The organism is Streptomyces sp. NPDC001890 (assembly GCF_042891445.1).
Lineage (GTDB): Bacteria > Actinomycetota > Actinomycetes > Streptomycetales > Streptomycetaceae > Streptomyces.
Map to the genome: position 1 here is coordinate 187,521 of NZ_JBIATE010000012.1, position 14,316 is coordinate 201,836.

Consider the following 14,316-nt stretch of genomic DNA (forward strand, 5'->3'; position numbering starts at 1 on the left):
AACTGGTCGGAGATCGGGGGGTAGCGCCGGCGCTCCGACTGTCCTCGCTTCTACCGCTGTTCGATGTTGTGCCGGTTGGCGATGGTGTCGGTGGAGGTGGCTCCGGCCCAGACACGGACGCTGTCGATCATTCCGGGGAAGTAGCGCGCGGCGGCGCCGTTGATCTTCGCCCGGCCGATCTCGAACGCTCCGCCGCTCTGCCAGGAAGTGGTGTACGGCACGCCGTCCTCGTCGCCCATCAGGGCGCTGTCGACGTACAGCCTGAGCGCGCCGAGTTTGGATGTGTCCTCGGGGTCGGCTGTCGCCTGGGCGTCGTAGACGACGCTCAGCATGACGGGCACTCCCAGCTGAGCGGTGGTGAATGCGGTGGATTCACTCTCGGTCCAGGCGGCTCCGGTGCCGTCCTTGTCGGGACGGCCGAACGTCCACCGCCCCTGGGCGCTGCCGGCCGGCTGCTCGTACCAGACGCCCCAGGAGGACTGGTTCGTCCCGGACTGGCCGAACACCTGCACCGCGTATGACTTGGTGGTGTCGGCGAGCTTGGCGGGGTCCAGCGTGACCCAGGCGGTTGCGGTGAACGAACCGGAGTCGTCGAGGAGCGGGCCGGCGGCGGTGGCGTAGGCGCTGGTGCCGTTCAGGGTCATCGACTGCGTGGTCGTGACCTCTTCTCCGATATCCGGGTCTCCGGTGGTGAACTTGGTGAGCGCGGCACCGTTGAGTGTCAGGTTCCGGCCGAAGCCGCTGGTGTCCTTCACCGTGGTGCCGGCGGCGTTGGCCATGTCGGTGGCGTCCCACTTGGCGACGAGTGCAGGGACCGGGTCGCCGGCGGTGCCGTCGCTGATGTCCTCGTCCTCCAGCCAGGCGTCGTGGGCGACCTCGGTGTCCGCAAGCGTGCGAGACCAGACCTTGACCTCGTCGATGGTGCCGGCGAAATTCTCCTTGCCGGTCGCCGAGGCCCAGAGGCGGCCGACCTGCAGTCCGCCGGACGCCTTCCACGGGGTCACGGTGAACGGCACCGGCTCGCCCTGCGGGACGCCGTTGACGTAGAGCTGGATCGTCTGCGACGCCGCGTTGTAGACACCGGCGAGATGGGTCCAGGCGTTCAGAACCGGCGGTTTCGCTCCGATTGAGCGAGTGATCGCCGGAGCCGAGACGTCCGTCTGGTGCCGGTTGAAGACCCAGGCGTTGGCGGCCGTGGAGTAGTACAGCTGGAACCCGGAGGCGTTCGTTCCCGCCTGGGACAGAACGGTGTAGTTGACGTCCTTCTTCTCCAGACGGGCCCAGGCCGAGACGGAGAAGGACTTGGTGGTGTCCAGTACCGCGCCGGGGGTGGAGAGGTAGGCGCTCGTGCCGTTGAACTTGGCCGCGCCGGAGCCGCTGCGGGCCAGGGTGTCCCAGGTGGCCCCCGAGGAGGTCAAAGGGTGCTGGGTGGCGGTGGTGGCGTCGGTGAGGGCGTTGTCCAGGTGCCAGATCCCCGAGGGCTTCTCTGCGCCCTTCACGAGGAAGCTGTAGTAGCCGGTGAGCGAGCTGTGTCCGGCCGCGTCGAAGCCCCAGACCTGGATGGTGTTCTCACCAGCCTGATTCGGCGTGATCGTCTGAGTGGTGGCCGCGCCCTTGGCGACGGTGATCGGGGCCGAGACTACGCCGCTGTTCAGCTTCCACTTGTAGCTGACAACGTCCGACTGGATGCCGGGCGTGGTGGGGTCGGTGTCCGCGGGAGTGAAGGTGAACTTGCCGGACGTGCCTACCCCGCCGGCGGCCGGATCGGTCTCGGCCGGCTTGTAGACGCCGTCCGCGCTGGTCACCACCGGAGGTGGCGGCGAATCGGTGTCGACCCGGAAGTAGCACCAGGACGACCAGGACGAGTCCAGGACACCGGTGACGCCTCGGTCCGTCTTGTAGTAAGCCTGTGTCTTGACCCGCATCCGGTAGTCCGTCTGTGCCGGCAGCGCGCTGGAGGTCGCGTCGCGGGGGGCGTTGTCGGCCACCCAGGCGCCGTCCGGCGAGGCCGCGTACCAGGCGCGGCTGGAGCCGTCGCCCTTCCATACCTCGAACAGGGCGCGCACCTGGGCGTTGGCGCCGTCCGCCGACTGCACCGTGGCCAGCATCTTCGGCGTGGTGTCGCTGGTGGCGAAGGGCAGCGTGGAGGCGTTGCAGGCTCGCCCGGTGGTGCCTTGCTGGACGCCGTACGAGGTCGGCTTGTCCGGGTAGGAGACGTAGGTCACCGACAGCTTCGCGTCGTTGCGGAACCGTGCCCAGGCGGCGGCGTCGGACTCGTCGTGTGCGGTCAGCGAGAAGGTGATCTGCGCCGACTTGTTGGCGGCGTGGGACGCGAGGGTCGTCGTCAGGTTTTCGTTGGTCTCCTCGCCCACGTTGTCGCTGAAGCGTACCCAGTTCGCCGGCTGCGACGGGTCGCACAGGCTGCCCCGGCCGTAGGCCACGTTCCGGTCGCCCATCAGGTCGTCCGCGGCGGGGCGGGTCGACCAGGTGGTGCTGGAGGAGATGCCCTTGTTGACGTGGCTCAGGTCGTACCAGTGCGGATCACAGGTGAACGTCCACAGCTGATACACCTCCAGTGTCGCGTCCAGGATCTTCTTGCCGTGGATCGACGAGAGCGGGTACTCGAAGTACATGCGCTGGGTGTACGGGCTGTTGGAGCAGAGGTAGCCGGCGTAGTTGGAGCAGTGGCCCACGCCCTTGTCCCCGTCGAACTCCCAGTACTTGGTGCCGTTGGAGGCCAGGGCTGTCCAGTCGCCCAGCGCGATGCCCTTGGTCGGCGGATCGATGTAGAGCGGGAAGACGGTGTCCTCGCCGTGGAGCAGGGCCGGATCAGGGGTGATCTCCAGGGTGGTGCCAGCGAGCTTGAGCGGGAGCTCGGCAGCCGCGTCACCACTGCTGGGGCCCTCCGAAGGCCCAGGCTCACCCCCGGCGGCAGACAACGGGACCGAAGCCGTCACCTGCGGCTTGCCCTCAGGTTCTGCTGAAACGGTGCGGTCGAGTTGCGTGGTGATGCCCGCTGCCTGGCTGTCACCGGCCGAGTCCCACATCCGCCCTGCCGGGCTCTCGAAGACCGGGGATCCGTCGCCGTCGCGCGCGACGAAACCGCCATCGGCTGTCGGGGCAATGTCCAGACCGGTGCCAGAGACGCTCATTCTGATCGTCTCGAGCGCCGGATTCTTTGCCGCCTCCGCGGTCTTGACCACGAGCACCGAGGTGTAGCCGGAGCTCAGCGCAGTCAGTTTCAGATCGACGTCCGGGAGGACCCCGGCGTACGTGACGGCGTCGCCGTCGAGTTGGGGCTCCGGGAGCTCAGTGGGCCAGCCGAGCCGCAGCTCGTGTCCCTCATCCTTCAGCGTGACCAGTCCATCCCCGCTGCCGCCGCCGGAGAAAGTGAGACCAGCTGTCGTGTTCTTCGCCCGCACAGAGCCGTTGGTCTCGCGAACGAGGGTGGTGTCGATGGGTGCCCAGGTACCGACGTCCGTCCGGGCACGGACCGGAGCCGCGTTCATTTCCTGCGTGAAGGTGCCGTCCGGGTTGGCGAAGACCTGGGACGATTCGGTAGTCGCCCCGTCCACGGCCACTCGCTCACCGGTCTCCTCCGCGAGAACACTAGCCTTCGACTCAGGAGTCCCGTCGACCGCTGTCGAGGCCGCTCCGGCATGGGCGATTGCCGGGGTAGCTCCGACCCCGACCACTGGAATCGCACTCCCCAGAAGTGCGACGACTACGGCCCAACTTCGCACCGCCTGACGCCAGCTGTGCCCCCGTCCCTGAGTAAACACGCCCCACCCATCCCCTTAGTTTTTCTTTAAAAGAATCTGTGTGGATCATGTGTTGATCAAGCATGGTGGTCAACCGTGTCGTGCATCACATTGATCTATTTCGGCCAGCAGGGACCGCGACGAACTGGACGAGACATCCCCGGGCTTGGTGCAGGCAGGGACGGCAAGGCCGAGGCATCCGGGTGGAAATCGGAGCAGAACCGGACCGTCCGGCGGGAGTAACTCCTGCGCGGCCAGGGACGCGCTGCACCAACTCCGTGCGACGGCCCTCTCGCTGCCCAACAAGTCGGTCTCAGTACTAGCTTGACTCTGTCGGGGATCTTGGAGTCGCCGAGGTCAGCTGCCCAAGGTTCGCCAGGACTTCAGCCGGGGAATCTCGCGCTGGTCGAGGTAGTCCTGGAAGGCGGTCGGTCGGCGGGGTGCGGGGGTTTCCTCGTCCGGTGGCAGTCCGCTGAGGCGCTCGATGTTGACGGCGATGGCCGTCAGGACGTGCTGGATGTGGGCCTTTCCCTGTCCTCGGTAGCGGCAGCGCCGCATGCCGTGGCCGTGGGCGAACTCGTTGACCGTGCCCTCCACTCCGGAGCGGACCGCATAGCGGGCCTTCCACTCGGGTGTCTGCTGCTCGGTGCGGACGCGAAGTTGCAGGTCGCGGAGTTCTCGCGGGGGAAAGCCCACAGTGCGCGCACTGTCTGCGGTGCTGGTGCACTGCGCGCGGGCCGGGCAGGGGCGGCACTGGCTCTTGGTGAACCTGGCCACGATCAGCGGGGCCGCGGTGGGCGAGGAGGTCGGGTAGGGGCCGTGCCAGCCCGCGCTGACCTGTCCCTGGGGGCAGGTGACCTGCTGGCGGTCGTAGTCGATGTGGAAGTCGTCCCGGGCGAAGCCCTCGTTCCGACGGTGCTGGAGGGTGGGGTTGCTCCGGAGCGGCCCTGAGACGGTGACCTGGTGTTCACGGGTGGCTTGTGCCAGGTGGGGCAGGGAGGTGTAGCCGCCGTCGACCAGGTGCTCGGCGGGCAGCAACCCGCGACGCGCCAGGCGGGCGTGGATGCCGGGCAGGACCTGACTGTCGTGGGTGGTGGCCGCGGTGGTGACCACATCCGTGATCACATTCGGGCCGTCGGGAGAACAGGTCTCGGTCAGGTGAGCGGAGAACCCCTTCCAACTGATGACGTGCCCGTGGCGTGCGTAGCGGGCCGAAGTGTCGTAAGGAGAGACGATCGCCTGGGACGAGGGCGGCTGCGATGGAGCGCCATGAGGCTGACACACACCCATGAATGGAGTCCCCAGCCCAGGAACGGGATGGTATCGGCAGACTGCCTCGAAGGGCGGGGCAGTTCGCTGCTTCGTTGTCGCTCGCAAGGATTGCCGAGGGGCATGGGGCTGGGTCCGGACGTGAGTTGGGGACCAGCTGGGGACCACACGGTGTGCGCGACGGTGCACGACGGGCCGTCACGTGCACTCAGTGCGCCCGGATTAAGTCTGCTATATCCAGAAAATACCCTTGACCCTTACTCCTGGGGGTCAAGGGGTCGCAGGTTCAAATCCTGTCGTCCCGACTGGAGACAGTCGCAATGAGGGCCGGTTTCGGAGAAATCCGAAACCGGCCCTCGGCCGTTCTTGGGGGCCATGGGGGCTGCCGCCGATGTCGACCGCCTCCCGCAGACATATCTCCCTGCGGGCCGGGCAGTTGGTGCCGGGTCCCCTGTCGGACCTGCCTCGCGGGGAGCGCAGCCTCGCGGAGTGATCCTCCCGACCATGACGTAAGTCTTACGGCCCGGTGCGGGAACGGCCGTGGCCGGACCGGATTCCGTAGCGTGCCGGGTATGCGAGTACTCGTCACAGGAGGAGCCGGGTTCATCGGCTCGAAGGTGGTCGCCGCGCTGGCGGCCGAGGGGCACACGCCGGTGGTGCTCGACGCGCTGCTGCCGGCCGCCCATCCGCAGGCCCCGCAGGTGCCGGACGTCGAGTTCGTCCGGGGCGACGTCCGGGACGTGGAGGTGGTGAGTGGCGCGCTGCGGGGTGTGGATGCGGTCTGTCACCAGGCCGCGATGGTCGGCCTGGGGAAGGACTTCGCGGACGCGCCGGAGTACGTCGCCTGCAACGACCTGGGGACGGCGGTGCTGCTGGCCGGCATGGCCGAGGCCCGGGTGAGCCGGTTCGTGCAGGCGGGGTCGATGGTGGTGTACGGCGAGGGGCGCTATGAGTGCGGCGAGCACGGGGTGGTGCGCCCGGGTCCGCGGGCGGTGGCGGATCTGGAGGCCGGCCGTTTCGATCCGCGCTGTCCCCGCTGCGGGGCCGAACTGGTGCCGGGGCTGGTCGGAGAAGACGCCCCGGCCGCCCCGCGCAACGTCTACGCGACGACGAAGCTGGCGCAGGAGCACCTGGCCGCGGCCTGGGCACGGTCCGTCGGGGGGACGGCCGTATCGCTGCGCTACCACAATGTGTACGGGCCCGGGATGCCTCGGGACACCCCGTATGCGGGTGTGGCCTCGTTCTTCCGGTCGGCGCTGGCCAGGGGCGAGCCGCCGAGGGTGTTCGAGGACGGCGCACAGCGGCGGGACTTCGTCCACGTCCGCGACGTCGCCGCGGCCAACGCGGTCGTGCTCGCGGGCGTCGGGGAGCTGCCGGCCGGTGGCCACAGGGCGTACAACGTGGGCAGCGGCGACCCCCGCACCGTGGGGGAGATGGCCGCCGCGCTCGCGGCGGAGCACGGCGGGCCGGCGCCCGTGGTGACGGGGGAGTTCCGCCTGGGCGACGTCCGGCACATCACGGCGGATTCGTCCCGGCTGCGGCGTGAGCTGGGCTGGCGTCCCGGGACCGGTTTCGCCGAGGGCATGGCCGAGTTCGCCCGCGCCGGGCAGCGGGCGTCGGCCGGGGTGGGGTAGCCGGCCGCGAAGGGACCGTCAGGCGTTCGTGCCCGCGAAGGGACCGTCAGGCGTTCGTGCCGGCGAAGGGACCGTCAGGCGTTCGTGCCGGCGAGGGGCAGGGTCACTTCGAAGCGGCAGCCGCCGGGGACGTTGTCCACCCGTGCCTGCCCTGCGTGCGCCTCGACGATGCCGCGTACGATCGCGAGCCCGAGCCCTGCGCCGGCGGGGGGAGTACGGGCGGGGCTCCCGCGCCAGCCGGTGTCGAAGACCTTCGGCAGGTCTTCCTCGGGGATGCCGCCGCAGCCGTCGGTGACGGAGAGCACGGCGGTGTCCTCGCGCCGGCCGACGCGTACGGCGACGGTTCCGTCGGCGGCGGTGTGGCGGATGGCGTTGACGAGGAGGTTGGCCAGGACGCGGGTCATTTCCTTGCCGTCCACGTCGACGGGTACGTGGGCGATGCCGTCGCCGCACAGCCGGACGCCGCGTTCACGTGCGAGTGCGTCGGCGCCGAGCAGGGCGTCGGCCGCCAGGTCCTGGAGGGAGAAGCGGCTGGGGGTCAGTTCGAGGGCGCCGGCGTGGATGCGGGAGAGCTCGAAGAGGTCGCCGACCATGGTGTCGAGGCGTTCGACCTCGGTGCGGATCTGCCGGTGGTAGCGGGCGGGGTCGGCGGCCACCCCGTCCTCCAGGGCCTCGGCCATGGCCCGCAGGCCGGCGAGCGGGGTGCGCAGGTCGTGGGAGATCCAGGCGACGAGCTCGCGGCGGGAGGTCTCCAGGGCGCGTTCGCGTTCCCGTGAGGCCGTGAGTCTGGCGCTGGTGGCAGCGAGTTCGCGGGTGACGGCGGCCAGTTCCGCGGTCGGCCGGGCGGGCGGTGCGGCGAAGCTGCCGCCGTCGCCGAAGTCCCGGGCCGCACGGGCGAGGTCGCGGCCGCGGGCCACGACCCACCGTCCGAGCACGAGCGCGGTGCCGAGGGAGACCACGGCGGTCATGGCGGCCACGAGGGTCACGACGGTCAGGTCGTGCGGGGAGAGGAACATCGCCCGGGCGACGGCGAGGGTGCCCGCGAGCATCGCGGTGACGGTGACCGCGGCGACCACGGTCAGGGAGACGGCGACCGACCGGTGCCGCAGCAGACGCAGCGCAACCGCGCCGAGCGCGCCGGCGCAGGCCGCGCCGCCGAGCGCGAGGACCGCGATGAGCAGGACGTCCTTCATCGAACGCCTTCCTGCCCCGTCGGTTCGAAGCGGTAGCCGACTCCCCAGACGGTCTGGATGAGGCGAGGTTCGGCCGGGTCGTCCTCGATCTTGGCGCGCAGACGGCGTACGTGGACGGTGACGGTGGAGAGGTCGCCGAAGTCCCAGCCCCACACGTCGCGCATCAGCTCCTCACGGCCGTGGGCCCGCCCGGGGTGGGTGAGGAAGTGGGCGAGGAGGTCGAACTCCCGCAGGGTGAGGGTGAGGTCCCGGCCGTCCTTGGTGGCCCGGCGCGTCTCGGGGCGGACGCTGATCCCGGCCGCGCGCAGCAGCGTGGGGGTGGCAGCCGGGGCGGTGGCGCGGCTGCGTCGCAGTACGGACTCGACGCGCAGGACCAGTTCGCGCGGACTGAAGGGCTTGGTGACGTAGTCGTCGGCGCCGAGTTCCAGGCCCGAGATCCGGTCGTTCTCGTCCCCGCACGCCGTCAGCATGATCACTGGGACGGGGTGCTCGGCACGCAGCCGGCGGCACACCTCCAGCCCGTCGATGCCGGGGAGCATCAGGTCGAGGACGACCAGGTCGGGGTCGTGGCGGGCTGCGGAGTCGAGGGCGGCGGGGCCGTCGGCGGCGTGGTCGACGCTGTGGCCGGCGCGGCGCAGATAGCCGGTGACGACCTCGGCGACGGTCGGGTCGTCGTCGACGACGAGGACGCGGGCGGGCGGCGTGGGCGCAGACGTGCTCATGGCCGCAAGCCTGGCACCACCCGGCCCCCGCCGTCCGCTCCGAAGCCGCCCGTACGGCCGACGTCCGCGTTTCGTAAGGAGTCGTTGTCCGATATGTCAGCCGAGAATTCCTACGGTGGCAGGTGTGACAGCACACACCGTGGACGTCGTCCTTCCCTGTCTGAACGAGGCCGAGGCACTGCCCTGGGTCCTCGCCCGCATCCCCGCCGGCTGGCGGGCCCTGGTCGTGGACAACGGGTCCACCGACGGGTCCGCCGACCTCGCCCGCTCCCTCGGAGCCACCGTCGTGACCGAGTCCCGGCGAGGCTTCGGCGCCGCCTGCCACGCCGGTCTCATGGCCGCCGGAGCCGAGTACGTCTGCTTCTGCGACTGCGACGCCTCCCTCGACCCCGGCCGGCTGACAGGCTTCGTCGCCACCGTCGCCGCCGGGGAGGCCGACCTGGTGCTGGGGCGGCGCCGGCCTCAGGGCCGGGGCACCTGGCCCGCGCACGCCCGCGCCGGAAACGCCGCACTGTCACGGATGCTGCGCCGGCGCACCGGGCTCCATCTGCACGACCTCGGCCCCTTGCGGGCGATGCGACGGGAGGCACTCCTGAGCCTGCAGTTGACCGACCGGCGTTCCGGCTACCCGCTGCAGATGGTCGTCCGGGCCGCGGACGCGGGCTGGCGGGTGCGGGAGGAGGACGTGCCCTACCTTCCGCGGAGCGGGAAGTCGAAGGTCACCGGCACCTGGCGAGGCACCTGGCGGGCGGTTCGCGACATGCGTGCCGTGCTTGCCGAGCCGCGCGTCAGGACCGTCGCCGAGGCCGCCGGGGGCGCGCGATGACCACCCTGCTCGTGATCGCCAAGGAGCCTGTGCCGGGCAGGGTCAAGACCCGGCTCACCCCGCCGTTCTCCCCCGAGGAGGCCGCGGTCCTGGCAGAGGCCGCGCTCGCCGACACCCTGACGGCCGCGGCGTCGGCCCCCGCCGACCGGCACCTCCTGGTTCTGGACGGAGCCCCGGGTCCGTGGCTGCCGCCCGGCTTCGAGGTCGTACCCCAGTGCGGCGGGGGACTCGACGAGCGGCTCGCGGCCGCCTTCGCGGCCTGTACCGGCCCGGCGCTGCTGATCGGCATGGACACCCCTCAGGTCACCCCGGAACTCCTGGCACCCGCCCTGGCCTTCGACACCTGCGACGCCTGGTTCGGACCGGCGGTGGACGGAGGTTTCTGGGCTCTGGGCCTGACGGATCCGGACCCGGCCCTCCTGCTCGGCGTACCCATGTCCCGACCCGAGACCGGAGCGGTGCAGTACGAGCGGCTGCGCACGGCCGGACTGCGCACCGCACTGCTGCCCCGGTTGCGGGACGTGGACACCGCGGCCGACGCGGCCGAGGTCGCCGCTTCGGCACCGACCGGGCGGTTCGCGGCTCGCTACCGGGAACTTGCCGCCGACCTGCCGGCGGCACGATGACCCGCACCGGTTCCCAGTCGCTCGGCGTGCCGTCCCTGGCGTGGCGGGCGGACCCCTACGCCCTGGCCCTGCGCACCGGTCAAGGCCCTCTCTTCTTGCGGCGGACGGATGGCTGGCTGCTGCCGCTGGACGTCCAGCGCTGGTGCGCCGGGACCGACGCCGCCGACGAGAGCGTCCTGGCCCGCTGCCACGGGGCCGTTCTCGACATCGGGTGCGGTCCCGGCCGGCTCGTCGCGGCACTGGCCGAACGCGGCCGGCGCGCCCTCGGTATCGACGTGACCCCGGCCGCCGTGTCCCAGACGGTCCGCCGCGGCGGAACGGCCCTGTGCCGTTCCGTGTTCGAGCACTTGCCCTGCGAACGCCGCTGGGACACGGCCCTGCTGATGGACGGCAACATCGGCATCGGCGGCGACCCCGCAGCCCTCCTGGAGCGCATCGCGGGTCTTCTGTCCCCCGGTGGGCGCCTGCTCGCCGAGGCTGCGCCCGTCGAGGTCGACGAGCGGTGCGAGGTCCGCCTCGACGACGGCCGAGGCACCCTCGGAACCCCCTTCCCGTGGGCCCGAGCAGGTCGCACGGCACTGCTGCGACACGCCGAAGCCACCGGCTGGCGGGCCGTCCACAGCTGGATGGTGACAGGGCGGCACTTCGCCGAACTCGTCCCCACCACCCCGCGTGGCGCCACCCCCGCGGCCGCCCCGGCCGCGGTCGGAGCCGCTCCGTGACACGACAGCCGACCACTCCCACCACCCGGGCCACGGTCATCACCGGTGCCCTCGTGACGTCGCTGGTCACGGTGCTCGTCCTCACCATCCGCAAGGACGGCTACTTCACGGACCCGGCGGGCCTGTCCTGGCTGTACGCCGCGTGCTGGGCCCTGTTCGCGGCGGCCGCGTGGTCTCTGCGCCGGGCGCCCGCACGGCACGCCGCCGTTCTTGTCCTCGTCGGCGGTATCGCCGTCGCCGCTACCGGCCTGGTGGCTGCGCCCCGTACGAGCACCGACTCGTTCCGCTACGCCTGGGACGGCCGCGTGCAGGCGGCGGGCATCTCCCCCTACGACCATGCCCCGGCCGACGCCGCCCTCGTGCCGTACCGGGACGGCTGGCTGTTCCCCTCCGGGGCGGAGTGCGGCAAGCCGGACCTCACGGCCGTGTCCGAGGGCGTCTGCACCCGGATCAACCGCCCCCGCGTCCACACGATCTACCCCCCGGCCGGCGAGCTGTACTTCCTCCTCGTTCACGCCGTCTCACCGGACGGTGTCCGCCACAAGGCCCTCCAGATGGGCGGCGCCGTCCTCGCCGTGGCCACCACGCCGGTACTGCTGCGGATCCTCCGCCGACGGGGCGATGTGCGCACCGCCGCCTACTGGGCCTGGTGCCCCGCCGTCCCCGTCGAAGCCGTCAACAACGCCCATGCCGATGTCCTCGCCGTCCTGCTGTCCGTCACCGCCCTGGGCCTGACGGTCCGCCACCGCGCCTGGGGCGGCGCCGTGCTCGGCCTGGCCATCGCCGTCAAACTCCTGCCGGCCGTCCTGATCCCCGGAGCCCTCTCCGGCGTACGCCGCGCCCGTGACGCGGCAGCCGTTCTGCTCCCGGCCGCCGCGGTCCTCACAGCCCTCTACGTGCCATACGTGCTCCTCTCCCACTCGTCCGTCCTCGGCTACCTCGGTGGTTACGCGGCCGAAGAGGGCTACCAGGACGCCTCCTCCAAGAACCGCTACGCACTCCTGCGTCTGCTGCTCCCCGACTCCTGGGCCCTGCCCGCCGTGATCGCCGGGATGGTCGCCGTCAGCCTGTACGTGATCCGGCGGGGCGACCCCCGGCGGCCGTGGCGCGGCGCACTCCTGGTCACCGGGACCGCGTTCCTCCTGACCACACCCGGCTATTCCTGGTACGCCCTCCTCCTCGTCGCCCTGGTGGCGCTCGACGGACGCTGGGAGTGGCTGGGCGTCGCGGTCGCGGGCGCGGCCGCCTACCTGACCGACCGCGCCGTGGCCGACGTGGGCACGGTCGTGTACGCCGTCGCCGCCCTGGCCGTCGTATGCGGCTGGGCGGCCCGGAGGCGGCCCGGGAGACCCCGCCGCACCCCGGACTGCGCAGAGGCCCCACGCTCGGGCGACCACGAGGCCCGGCAGCCGGACCGCGGCGAGACCGGCCCCCGGCACGAGCCGCTCCGAGCCTGCGTGTCACGAGCCCTCCCGTCCCTGCGGAGGGTCATGTTCTTCTCGGCGGGGGAAGCCCGGTGAGCCCTGGAATGCGGAATCTGCGGAGGCACCCCATGGACGCGAATAGCGGCGGTACACCCGCACCGGGCAGCCCGGCGCGTGCGGGAACAGAACCCGACGACGGCCCGACGCGGCTTGCCCGGCTGCGGGCGTCCCTGGCGTCCGGCTGGGCGGCCGGCCCGCCGAACGGTCCCTCGCGCCCGGAGTTCTGGCGCAGCCCGCTGCGTGGCCCGTGGCTGACCGCGGTGCTCGGGATCGTCCTGCTCTTCGGCGTCACGGTCCTGTTCGTCACGGGTCTGCTGTCGTACGCCGCCTACGATCCGGACCTCGCGGCGGTCAATGACCAGACCCCGGACAAGGGGTGGCTCGGCTTCTACCTGTTCTCCTGGCCGACCTCGCCGTACTGGCTCTACCGGGTCACCCAGGGCGTCCACGTCACGCTCGGCGTCATGCTCGTGCCGGTGCTGCTGGCGAAGTTGTGGTCGGTGATCCCGAAGCTGTTCGCGTGGCCCCCGGTGCGGTCGGCGGCCCAGACCGTCGAGCGGCTCTCCCTGCTCCTGCTGGTGGGAGGCGCCGGCTTCGAGTTCGTCACCGGCATCCTCAACGTGCAACTCCACTACATCTTCCCGGGCTCCTTCTACACGCTCCACCTCTACGGGGCCTGGGTGTTCATCGGAGCCTTCGTGGTCCACGTGGTCCTCCGGCTGGGAAGGGCCGTGCGGACCCTGCGCGCCGGGCCGTCCCAGCCGCCGCCGGACAGCGAGGAGGCGGCGGGGCTGGTCTCGCCCAACCCGGCCCCTCCCACGATCTCCCGGCGGGGCGCGCTGGGGATGGTCGGGCTGGGATCGCTGGCGCTCTTCGTGGTGACGGCCGGGCAGAGCGTGGGCGGCTGGTGGCGGCAGACGGCGCTGCTGGCCCCGCACGGCCAGGACCCGGGTGCCGGGCAGAACGGCTTCCAGATCAACAAGACCGCCGCCTCCGTCGGCATCCGCCCCAGCGACATCGGTCCGGCGTGGCGGCTGACCGTACGGGGTGCCGGCCGCCGGACCGACCTCACCTACGACCGGCTGCTGGCCCTGCCACAGAACGAAGCGCTGCTCCCCATCGCCTGCGTGGAGGGCTGGTCGACCCCCGACCAGCACTGGAGCGGGGTCCGCCTCACCGACCTGGCCGCACTGGTCGGCCTCGGCACACGGACCCCGAACCTCCTGGTCGAGTCGGTCCAGAGGGGCGGATCGTTCAGCTCCGTCGTCCTGAGCGCCCACCAGGTCCAGGACGCCCGCTCCCTCCTGGCCGTACGGGTCAACGGGGCTGTCCTCTCCCACGACCACGGCTACCCGGCCCGGGTGATCATTCCCGGTGCTCCGGGGGTCCACAACACCAAGTGGGTCACCCGCCTCACCTTCGGGGAACCGGCATGACACCCTCCCGGCACGCCCTCACGACGGCCTTCCGGCGCCGCTACGGATCGTCGCCGCTCCACCTGCTCCTCGTCCTCGCCTCCTTCGCTCTGGCCTGCTACGCGGGTCTGCGTCTCCTCAAGGGGGACACTCTCGGCGTGGCGGTGTGGTTCGTCGGTGCGGCGCTCCTGCACGATCTGGTCCTCCTGCCGCTGTACGCCGTCACCGACCTCGCCGTCCAACGGGTCCTGGGGCACCTTCCGGGGAAGGAGGAGGGCAGGGCACGGGCCGGCGTCAATCACGTCCGGGTACCCGCTTTCGTCTCCGGTGTCCTGCTGCTCGTGTACTGGCCGCTGATTCTCCGCCAGGTCGGCCATTACACGATCACCACGGACCTGCCGGCCGATGTCTTTCTGGGACGGTGGCTGCTGATCACCGCCTGCCTGTTCGCGGCTTCGGCGGCCGTGATGGCCGTGCGGCTCTGGATCGGTGGCAGGGACGCGCGGAAAGCTCGGGCCCGCGCCCGCGCACAGGCCAGGGCGCGGGCGCGCAGAGCCGGGAAGTGAGGCGCCGTGCGTCGAGGGCGCCGTCTCCCTGGAGGAAGCTCGGCATCGCTGATGTGGTGTTCATGGGTGGCCCAACGGCACCCGGCACGGCCAGGGGG

Annotated in this window: 11 protein-coding genes; 7 read left to right on the plus strand and 4 right to left on the minus strand. The window is 71.3% G+C overall.

Annotated features, from left to right (window positions below; translation table 11 throughout):
• Window positions 1-50: 50 nt before the first annotated feature.
• Both ACFYY1_RS26465 and ACFYY1_RS26470 read right to left on the minus strand, forming a co-directional pair.
• Complete coding sequence (locus ACFYY1_RS26465) at window positions 51-3,581, minus strand: LamG domain-containing protein (protein ID WP_388589996.1); 3,531 nt, start codon at window positions 3,579-3,581, stop codon at window positions 51-53.
• 537 nt (window positions 3,582-4,118) lie between these two features.
• Window positions 4,119-4,886, minus strand: coding sequence for a transposase (locus tag ACFYY1_RS26470; protein WP_388589999.1), 768 nt, complete (start codon window positions 4,884-4,886; stop codon window positions 4,119-4,121).
• A 716-nt stretch (window positions 4,887-5,602) separates the two neighbouring features.
• On the opposite strand from ACFYY1_RS26470, the gene ACFYY1_RS26475 reads away from it, so the two are divergent.
• Entirely contained in the window at window positions 5,603-6,664 is a 1,062-nt protein-coding gene (locus ACFYY1_RS26475) for an NAD-dependent epimerase/dehydratase family protein (protein WP_388590002.1), read from the plus strand.
• 74 nt (window positions 6,665-6,738) lie between these two features.
• On the opposite strand, the gene ACFYY1_RS26480 is transcribed toward ACFYY1_RS26475, so the two are convergent.
• A complete protein-coding gene (locus ACFYY1_RS26480) occupies window positions 6,739-7,857 on the minus strand; it encodes a sensor histidine kinase (RefSeq protein WP_388590005.1) in 1,119 nt (372 codons plus the stop codon).
• On the minus strand, window positions 7,854-8,579 hold the full coding sequence (locus ACFYY1_RS26485; protein ID WP_388590008.1) for a response regulator transcription factor: 726 nt from the start codon (window positions 8,577-8,579) through the stop codon (window positions 7,854-7,856). Before ACFYY1_RS26485 ends, ACFYY1_RS26480 begins: the two co-directional genes overlap by 4 nt.
• A 115-nt stretch (window positions 8,580-8,694) precedes the next feature.
• Here ACFYY1_RS26485 and ACFYY1_RS26490 point away from each other — a divergent pair, with 115 nt between their 5' ends.
• Genes ACFYY1_RS26490 through ACFYY1_RS26515 form a run of 6 tightly spaced genes read left to right on the plus strand, consistent with a single transcriptional unit; the run spans window position 8,695 to window position 14,218 of the window.
• Entirely contained in the window at window positions 8,695-9,405 is a 711-nt protein-coding gene (locus ACFYY1_RS26490; protein WP_388590011.1) for a glycosyltransferase family 2 protein, read from the plus strand.
• Window positions 9,402-10,031: a DUF2064 domain-containing protein gene (locus ACFYY1_RS26495; protein ID WP_388590013.1), complete on the plus strand. Its 630-nt coding sequence runs from the start codon at window positions 9,402-9,404 to the stop codon at window positions 10,029-10,031. Before ACFYY1_RS26490 ends, ACFYY1_RS26495 begins: the two co-directional genes overlap by 4 nt.
• Window positions 10,028-10,753 carry a methyltransferase domain-containing protein gene (locus ACFYY1_RS26500; RefSeq protein ID WP_388590015.1) on the plus strand — a complete coding sequence of 242 codons (726 nt, stop codon included), beginning with the start codon at window positions 10,028-10,030 and terminating at the stop codon, window positions 10,751-10,753. The genes ACFYY1_RS26495 and ACFYY1_RS26500 overlap by 4 nt, the downstream gene beginning before the upstream one ends.
• Window positions 10,750-12,273, plus strand: coding sequence for a glycosyltransferase 87 family protein (locus ACFYY1_RS26505; protein ID WP_388590018.1), 1,524 nt, complete (start codon window positions 10,750-10,752; stop codon window positions 12,271-12,273). Before ACFYY1_RS26500 ends, ACFYY1_RS26505 begins: the two co-directional genes overlap by 4 nt.
• A gap of 32 nt (window positions 12,274-12,305) precedes the next feature.
• Window positions 12,306-13,673: a molybdopterin-dependent oxidoreductase gene (locus ACFYY1_RS26510; RefSeq protein ID WP_388590021.1), complete on the plus strand. Its 1,368-nt coding sequence runs from the start codon at window positions 12,306-12,308 to the stop codon at window positions 13,671-13,673.
• Complete coding sequence (locus ACFYY1_RS26515) at window positions 13,670-14,218, plus strand: hypothetical protein (protein WP_388590023.1); 549 nt, start codon at window positions 13,670-13,672, stop codon at window positions 14,216-14,218. Before ACFYY1_RS26510 ends, ACFYY1_RS26515 begins: the two co-directional genes overlap by 4 nt.
• Window positions 14,219-14,316 lie beyond the last annotated feature (98 nt).

Bases quoted from the DNA above. Each gene is read 5' to 3' on its own strand.
- ACFYY1_RS26475 (WP_388590002.1), top strand. From the start codon at position 5,603: ATGCGAGTACTCGTCACAGGAGGAGCCGGGTTCATCGGCTCGAAGGTG.
- ACFYY1_RS26480 (WP_388590005.1), bottom strand. From the start codon at position 7,857: ATGAAGGACGTCCTGCTCATCGCGGTCCTCGCGCTCGGCGGCGCGGCC.
- ACFYY1_RS26485 (WP_388590008.1), bottom strand. From the start codon at position 8,579: ATGAGCACGTCTGCGCCCACGCCGCCCGCCCGCGTCCTCGTCGTCGAC.
- ACFYY1_RS26495 (WP_388590013.1), top strand. From the start codon at position 9,402: ATGACCACCCTGCTCGTGATCGCCAAGGAGCCTGTGCCGGGCAGGGTC.
- ACFYY1_RS26500 (WP_388590015.1), top strand. From the start codon at position 10,028: ATGACCCGCACCGGTTCCCAGTCGCTCGGCGTGCCGTCCCTGGCGTGG.
- ACFYY1_RS26510 (WP_388590021.1), top strand. From the start codon at position 12,306: ATGGACGCGAATAGCGGCGGTACACCCGCACCGGGCAGCCCGGCGCGT.
- ACFYY1_RS26515 (WP_388590023.1), top strand. From the start codon at position 13,670: ATGACACCCTCCCGGCACGCCCTCACGACGGCCTTCCGGCGCCGCTAC.